Raw genomic sequence first — 12,430 nt, forward strand, 5'->3', positions numbered from 1 at the left:
AAAATGGGTTTCTGTTTTTATTTAGCCTTATAAAACTAGCTTATTGATTACTGCGCATATCCATAATCATCTTGCCATCATAATCAGCACCAACAACAATATTAGGCACTTCACCTTTATATTTATGCGCTTTAATCTGTTCAATCTCTAACTGTTTCCAATTGATCATTTCGCGGGTGATTGTGCGCTGTAATATTGCATTAGACTCTGATTCTTTTTGTGCTGCATATAATTTTGCATCCGCCTCTTGGCGCATTGCAAATGCATTTGCTTGCGCATTACGTTCTCTAGCTATAGCTTGTTGCTCCGCAGACTCACGTTCAGCTTCTGCAATGACAACCTTCTTCTGTGCTAACTCACGTTCTTTTTCTGCTTCTGCTTTCGCTTGGTTAATTTGCTCTTGGCGCATTTTAGTATTAACCACTTGCTCTTGAACCACCTCTGGCAAAGTAATATCTTGGATCATAATTTCTTTAATCGTGTAACCATATGGCGATGCATAGCTTTGAATTGCGTCTCTAATAGAGTCTTGTAATTTTCTTTGCGTATCTGCAGTATAAAGATCTTGCGCGTTTGCCACATCTTTACCAAATTCTAAAATTGTCGAGATTAACTTTTGGCGTACATATTTATCCAATGCTTCACTCTCGGTACCACCATTAATACGCAATACAGGGGCTTTTGCACCATCAAATTGCAACATTACGGTAATATCAACAATTGATTTTAATTTATCTTGTGAAGGAACTCGAAGTTCCTTTAACGAAACACGAATATCTTTCGTTGAGTACGTATCGAAAGTTGTAAATGGGTTAATAGGGAAGTGCAGTCCAGCATCATATGCTACAGGATCCACTTTTCCTAAAAATGTTCCAACTTTCACTGACCCATCTTGAACGATAGTATATGAGTTAATCCCAACCAATCCAAGAACAAGCAGCACCGCTGCGCCAATAACCAATTTAACCATCGATTTAAATTGCATGAGTAGATCCCTATCTGACAATAACTAATAATTATAATAAAACGTCTATTGTCGCTACTCTCCCATTAACTACAAGTTAAAAAAGTCCTAAACTTTCAAATAAATTAAAAAAATGTTTTTTTACAACTAAAATATGTCAATGAAACATATAGATCTTCAGTTTATTTATCTGCCCATAAATAAAAAAATTAAATAACACCCACCTATTAAATTTATATTAATTTAATAGTTAAATTTAAAAATCACCCTGATGTTGGCTATACGAAACAATTAAAATAACTATTGATAATTCTCATTTATCATTTCTTTTTCAAATCGTTCATCACCAAAATTATACCAATCAATAGCCTCTTTGATTAAAGCCTCAGTAGCATCAATGAATTCATCGGGTGAGCAATTAACTACCTCATCTAAAATTAAAGGTATCTCTGTACATCCCATAACAAATTTATTTACGCCATCAGACTTTAGCATATTAATATAGGGATAAATTAACTCCTTTGCTTTATCAATATCACCTGCTTTATAGGCAATAATACTTTGCATTATTTTATACTGATTAATCTCATCAGGAACAATGCACTCCACATTATTCAAACTGAGCTTTTCCTGGTATAATTTCGTACGTATTGTTGCTGTCGTTGCTAATAAAGCTACTTTTCTAATTTTATTAGAAATAATATTTTTACATGCTGCATCTATAATGCTAATAAAAGGAATTTTAACTTCCTTCATTAAATCCTCATACCAATAATGCGCGGTATTGCAAGGCATAACAATACAAGAAACCCCTGCATTCTCAAGTAGTTTTAATGAGTTTATCATCGCAGGTAGTGGTGATGGTCCATCATAAATAATATTTTCTGTTCTATCTGGAATATCAGGAATTGAGACAATAATAACAGGTATGTGCTCCTGATCTTTAGATGCTTTAGTATTATTGATTAATTTATAAAATGCATCTGCCGTTGCACCTGGCCCCATTCCCCCGAGTATGCCTAATATTTTTTTCATAATCCGCCCCCATAAAATATAATAATATAATCGCATAATGATCACCTTTCGTAATTGCAGAGTTTCTATAAGTTATGCTAAATTTGCATAGGAAATAAATAACTATAATCAAAAGAGGATACAATGATCAGTAATCTAGAAATTAAATGGTTGCACGATATTGTTGTTCTAGAAGAATGTCGAAGTTTTACTTTAGCGGCAGAGAAAAGAAATATATCGCAATCATCCTTTAGTCGAAGAATTCAATCTATCGAATCCTCTGTTGGTTTTGAAATATTTGATAGAAACACCAATCCATTGCAGCTCACCCCACAAGGAAAAAGCTTCATTGTTTATGCTAGAAACTTACTTGATGATATCTATTTTCAAATAAATAGAATTAAAGGTGTCGATAACGACAAGCAGAAAATTAATATCTCAGCGGCACATTCACTTTCTGTTTTTCTTCTTCCTGATTTTATTTCCCAGTTCTCACAGAATATTGATAAGATTTTTTTTGTTGAATCAATTAATGTTGATGAAGCCGTCCATAAGCTAAAAGAAGGGCAAAGTGATTTTATTCTATCCTTCTATAACGAAGAATTAATGTCATCTCCATTTCTGCATGCGAAAATTCTTGAAAGCCGTTTACATCTCGTTTCATTGTGCGACAGAAACAAGAAACCTCTTTTTAAATTAGATGGTACAACCCTGCCTTTAATGAAATATACCGATGAAAGCTACATGGGGAGACAAGTCAACCAATTAATGGATAAATCTACTGACTTGCCTTTTGAACTATCATTTGTCTCATCTATGAGCGACGTCCTGAAGCGTATGGTGCTTAACGGAAGTGGCGTGGGCTGGTTGCCAGACTATTCAATTAAAAATGAACTTCAAAAAAATGAACTTGCTATCCTAGATAACACGCTTTCCATCACGATGGGAGTATATATTTATCGAACAGAAGCGAGACTCAATATTTCATCAGAACGTTTTTGGCAATTTATGCGTAACCAAACAAGTAAATAATATTCTACTATTCATCTGAATAAAGCAAAAACCCTTCTAAAGTTAACCAACTCAGAAGGGTTTCAATTGCTAAACGCTCTTAAATTTTATGATGTTGATGTCACTTTTTCATTGATAATCACATCTGAGTCTTCTTTGAAACCGCCTTTTCTTTCTTCCAACTTGGAAATAACTGCTGTAGAGATGCTGTTACCAACCACATTCGTTGCAGTTCTTCCCATATCAAGGAATTGATCAATCGCCAGTAACAACAGTATTCCTGCTTCTGGTAAACTAAACATTGGCAATGTTGCAGCAACGACCACGATAGAAGCACGAGCAACCCCTGCCATCCCCTTACTTGTTACCATCAGCGTTAACAAAATGAGAATTTGTTCAGTAATACTCAAATCAATACCGTACGCATTAGCAATAAATAACACTGCAAATGACTGGTACATCATCGAGCCATCTAGGTTAAAGGAATAACCCAGCGGTAAAACAAAGCTAGTCACTTTTTTCGGAACACCATATTGATTCAGAGCTTCCATTGTTTTTGGATAAGCAGATTCACTACTTGCGGTGGCAAAAGCCAGCGCAACAGGCTCACGAATTAATTTTCCTAAACTAAATACAGATTTACCTAGGAACACATAACCTGCAAAGAACAGTACGCCCCATAATACGGCTAACGCAACATAAAAAAGACCAATTAATTTTCCATAGTCGTACAACAACCCTAGACCTTCAACTGTTACCGCAGATGCAATCGCAGCAAACACGGCAATTGGTGCAAAGCTCATTACATAGTCTGTAATACGGAACATGATACGCGACAAGTCTTCGATTAATGTCACAATCGGACTTTTTTTATCTTTGCAGATAAACGCAAGGCCTGATCCAAAAAAGATAGAGAATACTAATATTTGTAGAATTTCATTGTTTGCCATCGCTTCAGCAAAACTTTTTGGAAAAATGTGAGTAATAAACGCTTTTAATGTAAAGCCAGAGGTATTTAACCCACTATCAACAGCAACGGCTGGAACTGTTAAATTTAATCCCACACCTAATTGGAAAACATTAACAAAAACCATTCCAATTAATAATGAAATAACAGCGGCTGAAATAAACCATACCATAGCTTTGATGGTAATACTCCCAACAGAAGATGAACCTCCCATGGAAACAATACCAGAAACAATCGTAGCAAAAACCAGTGGTGCGATAATCATTTTTATTAATCTTAAAAATACATCAGTAATAATATTGAGATAAGATGCAATATCTTTTGCTTCTTCCACTGATGCAGCATAATTATGACATCCCCAGCCTAATATAATACCAAGCACAATCGCTATCATAATTTGTTTCATGAGTTTATGTCTGTTCATTCGTACCCCTATTTTATTTATGTAAAATTATAGTTGGAGCTATAACCTTTTATCGGATGCGACTCTTGAGCCTGATTTGGATAGTTACATTTTTTTAACTTAAAGAGAAATGCAAATGGACTTAATCTTATGCAAAAATTGCATACCTAGAAAAACCAAATCAACCTATTGATTTAGTTTATAAAAATAAATTTATTTTGTTATTGAAGTTTAATTACAAAGCTTAAAATTAAGTTTTAAATTTAAATCAAACAATAAAAAACCACCTATAAATACAACTTAAGCTAAATAAATCACATTTAAATAAATCAAATTTTCTTTATTTAGATCTTCCTGATGATAACAACTTCAGGTTAATTTCCTTTAATTTTTGACACAATATCAATGCTTCCTGCTTATCTTTTATATTGGTAAAACCCAATAATAAAAAAGCACTTTCTTTTTTATTTATCAACCAGTCATCTAAAGCTTCAACTTTTAATCCATGATATGCGGCTGATTGGGAAAATTGAATTGCCGATATTCCATTGATAATTTTGACAACAAGATGCATGCCACCAGCCTGTAATTCTATGTCAAAAACATCACTCAATTTTATTTTTATCGCCTCTATTAAAAAAGATCTTCTTTGGTGATAGAGATGGCGCATTTTACGTAAATGACGGGAAAAGTGACCTTCTTGAATAAATACGCTGGTAATTTCCTGCTGCCAACTTGGGCATTGATTCCCCATTATCATAGCCGTGGAATGGAAATGATCATGGTAGCTAGAAGGAACGACAATATAAGATAGGCGTAATGCAGGGTACAATACTTTGCTAAACGTCCCACAGTAAATAACACGTTCTTGGCTATCCAAACTTTTCAATGCAGGTAACGGGCGGCCTTGATAGTGAAATTCACCATCATAATCGTCTTCAATTATCCAACTACCTTGTTGGTTTGCCCATTCAAGTAATGCTAATCTGCGTTCTAAAGTTAATGTTGCGTTTGTTGGACTTTGATGTGTTGGTGTGACGAGCGCAAATTTAGCTACTGGTGCCACTTCAACACCTTGCGTAACATTAATCCCTTGGTCGTCCACGCTTATAGGCATTAGTTTTAATCCTATTTGCTGTAAAAAATCACGCGCAATATGGTAGCCAGGCTCCTCAAACCACCCCGTATCTCCTGCTGTAAATAAGCTTTGAGCAATTAATTGTAAACTTGCACGATGACCAAAACTAATAAATATTTGTTCTGGGGAGCAGTCAATTCCTCGTGATATCATTAAATAACGAGCTAAACCTTCTCTTAACTGTTTTAGCCCTTGAACATCAGGGTAACTTAGCAAATTAAAATGGCTATCACGTAATATTTTTGCAGAAATTCTAGCCCATAATTTATGTGGAAAAGCATCTAACGCTGGAATACCTAATTGAAATGCTAAAACTGTATAATCACTAAAATTCCGCTTTGAACGATTATTTACCAGCACGGCCTTATTCGAAACTTTCTCTTCAAGATACAAGTCTTCTGGATCTTTGAATTTATTTATTGGAAGGTTTTTTATCGTTTGGGAAATAAAGGTTCCTTTCGCACCTTTAGTTTCAAGTAGCCCTTCACTAACTAATAACTGATATGCCAATTCAATCGTACCTCGAGCAACATTGAGTTCACTCGCTAATACTCTTACTGCAGGCAAACGCTGCCCAGCTTTTAGTTGGCCACTTTTAATTCCCTCATTAATTCTCTGGTAAATTTGCAGGTAAATTGGTGTATTAATATTGCTATCAATTTTTAAAAACATACGCTCCCCCAATGACATTCACCTGAAACTTGTCCTAGTAAATTCAGTCATTCTTGTCCCTTTAAACTAGGCCAAGATAACCTTAAAATGAGCCCATAACAATCGCTATTACTGTACTTTGCATTTTATCTACTGATTAAATATATGAGGAAACACCATGAGCGCACTTAGATTAGCGTATAACACATTATCTCCTGAAGCCTATAAAGGACTCATTGATTGTAAAAACGCCCTCGATAAAAGTGGATTAGGTAAAGAACTAGTTGAACTGGTTTATTTAAGAGTGTCACAAATAAATGGCTGTGCATTTTGCCTTGATATGCATGCGAACTCCTTACGCAATGCTGGCCTAAGCAATAAAAAAATTGATACCCTTGCAGGGTGGCAAGTAAGTCATCATTTTAGTGTTCAAGAACGTGCCGTATTAGCATGGACTGAAGCGGTTGTTAATATTGTCGAAAGTGGCACTCCTGATAACTTATTTGATGAGCTAAAACGCCATTTTAGTGATGTACAGATTTCTGATTTAACAATAGCCATTGGGTTAATGAGTGCATTTAATCGCATTGCGATTGCATTAAGACAATAGTTAAGACTTACTGCAAACAAAATGAGTTTGCTACCCTTTTGGCTAACAAACTCATTATAATAAGACTTAAAAACTATTTTTCTTCATCACGCAAAGTTAATACTTCATATCCTTCTTTCGTCACTAAAATGGTATGTTCAGATTGTGCTGACAGTTTTTTATCTCTTGTAACTACCGTCCAACCATCTTTTTTCGTTTTAATTTTCATACCCCCTTGGTTAATCATGGGTTCAATAGTAAATGTCATACCTTCTTTTAACTCTATGCCTTTACCTTTAACACCATAATGCAGTACTTGTGGATCTTCATGCATTTCGCGACCAATACCATGCCCACAGTATTCACGAACAACACTATAACCTTTTGATTCTGCATAATGTTGAATAGCAGAGCCAATGTCTCCTAATGTTGCACCAGGCTTAACTTGCTTAATACCTTCCCACATTGCAAAATAGGTGTCTTTAACAAGCTTACGTGCTAGTGGCGATGCATCTGGCATGACATACATTTTACTTGAGTCGGCAATAAAACCATTTTTTTCCAAGGTAATATCAACATTAATGATATCTTTATTTTTTAAGATTTCATCTGTCTTAGGTATGCCATGGCATACTACTTCATTTAATGAGGTATTTAACACATACTGGTAACCATATTGCCCTTTACTCGCAGGGCGTGCTTGTAATTCTTCAATAATATAACGTTCTACTTTGTCGTTAATTTCCATGGTCGAAATGCCTGGTACAATAACTGAATCAAGCATTTTAAATACACGCGCCAATAGTTTCCCTGACTCACGCATCAGTTCAATTTCTTCTGCTGTTTTTATTGTAATATTATTCATGAACTTTCCCTTTTACCTCAGATAACTCTTTTTCTAGCATCTCATTGATTAACATTGTAAATGTCTTATCTGGATTTAACTCCGCTTGCATACCTATTTTTATCCAAAACTCAGCTTGAGAGTTTATAGAGCGTGACATCACCTGGCTTGCATGACGCAAATAATCATGCAGTTCATCTGAAATTTTTACGATCCCCAAAATGCCCTCGACTCGACAATACAAAATATATATAAATTATAATAAATCATATACCAATGACATCGCAATGCAAAGCTAAGGCGATTGAAATAGCACAAGTAGCATGAAAAATAGCAGGTGTTTTTCTATTAACTTGCTTAAGATGAATCCGCCGTCAAAGTATTTATATTGTTAATCGGCTATGATCAATTTGCGAAATTTTGGTTGACTCGCTTGCTAGCCTTTTCGCGTTTCATTTAGCAAAAGGCTAATATAAATTAGCATCTATTTATAATTCTAAATTCGATTACAGCATGGACTCATTAAATGAAAGCTGGAGAAAAACATGTATAATAAAATCTTAGTACCTATTGATATTACAGAGAAAAGTTTAGCTCATCTGGTCATGTCACATATTCAATATTTGGCTGAATATGAAAATGCACATATCCATTTTTTAGCCATCATTCCGACTGTTCCTTTTTATACTACTATGGGTTTTGGCTTTGCTGAAAAAGCAGATAGTGAACAAGAAAATGTAACTAAACAGCTTGCTGAAATCATCAAAGAATTTAATATTTCCACGAATAAATATAGCGCTCAAGTATTAATGGGCACACCAAGAGATGAAATATTACGCGTTGCTGAAGAAATTTCAGCCGATTTGATCGTAATTGGCTCAAGAAGACCAGGGATGTCGACCTATTTCCTCGGTTCAACGGCGTCGATGGTTATTCAAAACTCAAAAATCTCTGTTTTAACCGTCCGCTAGATTATCACTGATACTTATTCGTAAGGTAGCTCATTGATTAGAGCTATCTTAATTTTCATGTTATTCCTAGAGACAAAAATGTACAACAGAATTACCTTGTTTTTATACTCAATTTTTCAATCAAGGAATGTAATGAAAAAGTATTTTCTCGGAATTAGTATTAGCATTAATATTATTTTACTCGTGGCACTGATTATTGCTATGATCATGTTTTTCAATATGAAAAATAAGGTGTTAACCTTAGTTGAACAGGTTAAATCTGGGGAATATATTGAGCTTATTAAACAAAATTCAGAGCAATTAATACCAAATACCTTAAAGGACTTACAAGCGATAGAAATAAGTGATAACCCTTGCGAATATTTTTATCAAAAAGTCGACACTGCTGTTGAATACTTAAACAAAAATCCCGATATTATCGGTGCAGAAGCATACGCAAGCCAATTGTCTACACTTAAAAGTACTATTGATAAAACACCCTCACTTTTAAAAGATAAAGCCTGCAAAAAAGGGATCTCAAGCTTTAACTATATTATTGAAGCAGTACAACCTAACGAAAAATAGTCGTTCAGAATTTCGTTATATGATCTCTTTCATACGAAAGCCAATTCATAAATTCATATAGGTGAAAAGTAAACTGCTGGTCATGAGCAGATGGTTCCCTTGCCTGAGCTAAAAAATATTGTATTGGCCTTTTTTGTTTAGGATAGCGCTGTATTATTTTTTGCACATAATCTTCAAGGCTATCAGGCCAGTCTTTATCTGCTTCTTTGCGTAAAAGATCGGTAGAGCGGATTAACTTCCTAGAAGCAGCTCTTTGCAAAAACTTTCGCTTAGTTAAATCACGACAAGTGTCGATTTGATGTATATAGCCATTTAATACCTCGAGGAAATCACCATTGACTGCATCCACAATTTTCTTTGAAGGCAAAAATGGCATAAACTTTTTGCTCAGATCATCACCATAAAGGCAGCGACAGTGGTGTTTTATCCAATAACCCCAGCTATATAAATTAGTCTTATCCATGACATCTGAATAGGTGCCAATATCAAAATCAACTTTACTAACGACTTGGTAGTCTGAAGCCAAGGTCACTTGCAGTTGCGCTAAATGAGATACTTCGATTTGGTTGACAGGTTGATTAACAATGACACAGAGATCAAGGTCAGATTTATATGGCGTTGCTTGTCCTTTCGCCACGCTACCATAAATATAAATACTGTGAAGGTTCTTGTTTAATAAAGCACTAAGGCAATTGATTGACTCAGTTATTACTTGCTGAAATTCTGATTGATAAGGCTGCTCGCCAAGAACAAGAATACAACCATTTTTATCTAAAGCCACTATTTCACCATTACCATCTAACCGAATTTTTACGACCTTAACACGTTTTAAAGCAAGCACAATTACTGTTCATAACTGATTAAGTGACGCCACCAAGCTGGCGCTAAATCAACAAAAGAATGATATTCTAATGGTAACTCTAACTGCGCAGGATCATCCATCACGCCAGTTAGTAAAGCAACTGTAGGTTCGTCATCAATGGCACCCAGTGAGCTACCACATAGCGAGCAAAACGCCCTACTTGAATGATTAGATGAACGATAGGTTGCAGGTTTTCCACCCTTTCCTACCCATTCAACATTTTCAGCTGCAAATTCAAGCCAGACTAAAGTCTGTGCACCTGTTTGCTTTTGGCAAATATCACATGAACACGAGTGAACATTACGAGGGGCTTTTGCCTGAAAACGAATATCACCACAAAGGCATCCTCCAGAAATCAAGTTGCTCATAAACCACCTTAATTTATTAATAGTTAAGTCCGTATCCACTAATTATCCAAAATAAGTGATTCAGTTTGAACCAACCATTCATAATACCCAATGACTTCACGACCATTTAACCAACGAGAAAGCATATCTAACATAAGCATCACACTGACTTCTTGCTTTTCTTTCTTTGAGTGATTATTGGGTAAATAATGTACCCTTTGTGCATAACACTTTTCAGGGGTAGATAATGCGAAATTTAAAAACTGACCATCAAACTCCCCTATTACCAATCCTATAGAAGCTAATTGAGCTTTAGCGATATTTTTTGCTCGGTCTATTAATGTTGTGAGTGTTTGTTCTGGATCATTCTCAATCACATAGCTCATATTATTCAAAGCTTCTGCTGAACTTAGTGTCCAACTTAATAACCCCGCACTAAACTGCTCACTCACTGCAACTTTTAATTGTCTTTCTTGTAATTGTTTGCTGATTTTCTTAGCAAAACCCTCAGTACCTTCAAAAATCAGGTTATCCCCGACACTTTGCTTAATGCTGTGCCAGTGTTGTTCCATGAGCACTTTTTGAGAAGCTGGCCCAGTCAATTTTAATTCAATTATTGGCATAGAAGAGCGATAACCGAGTACGCATGCATCAGGCAACTCAATATGATCGAATTGTTTTGCTAAACTGCTTTCACTACGTCCAAAACTGGTTAAACGTAAGCAGATGGGCGGCTCAGGTAAGGTAAAACGCGCCCGTAATCGAGGAAGTATTTGGTCATTCACCATGACTTTAAATTCTGACGGTACACCTGGAGTAAAAAATAACAAACAGTCATTAAGCATTATTGAAAACCCACACGCTGTGCCCACTGGATTATCAATTAATTCTGCATTTTCAGGAAGTAATGCTTGTTTACGATTAGTTTCAGGCATAACTCGCCCACGGCTAATAAAATAGCGCTCCATCACTTCAATCCACTGCGTATGCTCAATCAATGGTACACCCGCTGCTTTTGCTGCGGCTAATGCACTGAGGTCATCACTCGTTGGCCCAAGCCCACCGTTCACAATAAGAATATCCGCATGCTGACTACGCTCCAAAAAAGCATTAACTAAGCTTTCTAAATTATCCCCCACCGTCGTTCTTGTACTTAAAGGGATACCTTGCTGGAAAAAACAATCAGCCAACCATGCTGCATTGGTATCAACGATTTGACCATGTAGAACTTCATCACCAGTGCTTAGCATCTCAACAACTAACATTCGCAACTCTCTTTATCACAAAATAATATTCTAACGCTAAATTACCTTATTACCTCAGCGACTAAAATCACTATTTTTAAATTCATAAAAATAGACAATAACAAAATAAATAGTTTAAGAAAATTCTCACCATAATTCGTCATAAAACGTCTATAGCCATATAGCTAATTGAATAAACTAATTTTTCACAGCAATAGATAGGATTAATATGTTAAAAATAAATCAATTAAAATCTGTCGCATTTTTTCTTTTGCACTAATTATTTCTGGCTGCCAAGTTGGGGGATTATCCAGCTCAAGTTCAAAATATGATTCACTTGAAGAACTCCGAAAAATTGAATTTCCTTCAACTGAAGCCCCAGAAGGAATTCATGATGGAGCATTTGAAATCAAATACGATAACGGTAAGCCCGAATTAAAAACGTAGATACATAAAGGATGCCTTGATAAATACCTAAAAAGCTACTATAGAAACGGTAAGATGGAATCTGATATTAGCCTTAAAAACTGCCAAGTTGATGGTTTAGTCCGTACATATCATGATGATGGACGTATTGATATTGAAATGATAGCTTCCAATGGAAAATTATTAGGCCCATTTAAAATTTACCACAATACCCCCTCTAGTAAGCCCCATATCATAGGTACTTTTAATAATGGTGAGCTTACGGATGAAATTACTGAATTCGATGAAAACGGATCTGTGACAACTAAAGGCTATTTTCGTAACGGTAAAGTTTATTTAGACCAATAATTTTTTCCCCGAACTCCGTTCGGGGGAATTTATCTAATTGTTAACCCTATTCCTATCTAACCAATTTACACCCGATACGCTTACCGC

The 12,430-nt window shown here is 35.5% G+C and carries 14 protein-coding genes; 5 read left to right on the plus strand and 9 right to left on the minus strand.

Annotated features, from left to right (window positions below):
• Positions 1–40: 40 nt before the first annotated feature.
• On the minus strand, positions 41–985 hold the full coding sequence (locus PR808_RS02600; protein ID WP_206083951.1) for an SPFH domain-containing protein: 945 nt from the start codon (positions 983–985) through the stop codon (positions 41–43).
• A gap of 279 nt (positions 986–1,264) precedes the next feature.
• Positions 1,265–1,999, minus strand: coding sequence for an aspartate/glutamate racemase family protein (locus tag PR808_RS02605; RefSeq protein ID WP_272538637.1), 735 nt, complete (start codon positions 1,997–1,999; stop codon positions 1,265–1,267).
• 123 nt (positions 2,000–2,122) lie between these two features.
• Here PR808_RS02605 and PR808_RS02610 point away from each other — a divergent pair, with 123 nt between their 5' ends.
• The gene (locus tag PR808_RS02610; protein WP_272516240.1) at positions 2,123–3,010 is read left to right on the plus strand and encodes a LysR substrate-binding domain-containing protein; all 888 of its coding nucleotides are present in this window, start codon (positions 2,123–2,125) and stop codon (positions 3,008–3,010) included.
• A gap of 86 nt (positions 3,011–3,096) precedes the next feature.
• Here the strand turns inward: PR808_RS02610 and PR808_RS02615 are convergent, their stop codons facing one another.
• Together PR808_RS02615 and pdxR are read right to left on the minus strand one after the other, a co-directional pair.
• Complete coding sequence (locus PR808_RS02615; RefSeq protein ID WP_206083949.1) at positions 3,097–4,380, minus strand: dicarboxylate/amino acid:cation symporter; 1,284 nt, start codon at positions 4,378–4,380, stop codon at positions 3,097–3,099.
• 319 nt (positions 4,381–4,699) lie between these two features.
• A complete protein-coding gene (gene pdxR / locus PR808_RS02620) occupies positions 4,700–6,169 on the minus strand; it encodes a MocR-like pyridoxine biosynthesis transcription factor PdxR (RefSeq protein WP_272538638.1) in 1,470 nt (489 codons plus the stop codon).
• A 157-nt stretch (positions 6,170–6,326) separates the two neighbouring features.
• Here pdxR and PR808_RS02625 point away from each other — a divergent pair, with 157 nt between their 5' ends.
• Positions 6,327–6,758 (plus strand): carboxymuconolactone decarboxylase family protein, encoded by a 432-nt coding sequence (locus tag PR808_RS02625; RefSeq protein ID WP_206083947.1) that lies wholly within the window; start codon positions 6,327–6,329, stop codon positions 6,756–6,758.
• Between the two features lie 73 nt (positions 6,759–6,831).
• On the opposite strand, the gene map is transcribed toward PR808_RS02625, so the two are convergent.
• On the minus strand, positions 6,832–7,602 hold the full coding sequence (map, locus tag PR808_RS02630; RefSeq protein ID WP_206083946.1) for a type I methionyl aminopeptidase: 771 nt from the start codon (positions 7,600–7,602) through the stop codon (positions 6,832–6,834).
• Positions 7,595–7,801, minus strand: coding sequence for a ParD-like family protein (locus PR808_RS02635; protein WP_206083945.1), 207 nt, complete (start codon positions 7,799–7,801; stop codon positions 7,595–7,597). The genes map and PR808_RS02635 overlap by 8 nt, the downstream gene beginning before the upstream one ends.
• Before the next feature lie 325 nt (positions 7,802–8,126).
• Here PR808_RS02635 and PR808_RS02640 point away from each other — a divergent pair, with 325 nt between their 5' ends.
• Positions 8,127–8,552, plus strand: a complete 426-nt coding sequence (locus tag PR808_RS02640; protein WP_206083944.1) for a universal stress protein — start codon at positions 8,127–8,129, stop codon at positions 8,550–8,552.
• A 132-nt stretch (positions 8,553–8,684) separates the two neighbouring features.
• Positions 8,685–9,116, plus strand: coding sequence for a hypothetical protein (locus PR808_RS02645; protein ID WP_272538639.1), 432 nt, complete (start codon positions 8,685–8,687; stop codon positions 9,114–9,116).
• Between the two features lie 4 nt (positions 9,117–9,120).
• Here the strand turns inward: PR808_RS02645 and PR808_RS02650 are convergent, their stop codons facing one another.
• From PR808_RS02650 to PR808_RS02660, 3 genes are all read right to left on the minus strand, one after another.
• A complete protein-coding gene (locus PR808_RS02650) occupies positions 9,121–9,897 on the minus strand; it encodes a nucleotidyltransferase domain-containing protein (protein ID WP_206083942.1) in 777 nt (258 codons plus the stop codon).
• A 62-nt stretch (positions 9,898–9,959) separates the two neighbouring features.
• Positions 9,960–10,346, minus strand: a complete 387-nt coding sequence (locus PR808_RS02655; RefSeq protein WP_206083941.1) for a GFA family protein — start codon at positions 10,344–10,346, stop codon at positions 9,960–9,962.
• A gap of 38 nt (positions 10,347–10,384) precedes the next feature.
• Complete coding sequence (locus PR808_RS02660) at positions 10,385–11,590, minus strand: nicotinamide mononucleotide deamidase-related protein YfaY (protein ID WP_272538640.1); 1,206 nt, start codon at positions 11,588–11,590, stop codon at positions 10,385–10,387.
• Positions 11,591–12,070: 480 nt separating this feature from the next.
• On the opposite strand from PR808_RS02660, the gene PR808_RS02665 reads away from it, so the two are divergent.
• Complete coding sequence (locus tag PR808_RS02665; RefSeq protein ID WP_272538641.1) at positions 12,071–12,343, plus strand: toxin-antitoxin system YwqK family antitoxin; 273 nt, start codon at positions 12,071–12,073, stop codon at positions 12,341–12,343.
• Positions 12,344–12,430 lie beyond the last annotated feature (87 nt).

Origin of the sequence: Providencia sp. PROV197 (assembly GCF_028479625.1) — a bacterium.
Taxonomy (GTDB): domain Bacteria; phylum Pseudomonadota; class Gammaproteobacteria; order Enterobacterales; family Enterobacteriaceae; genus Providencia; species Providencia vermicola.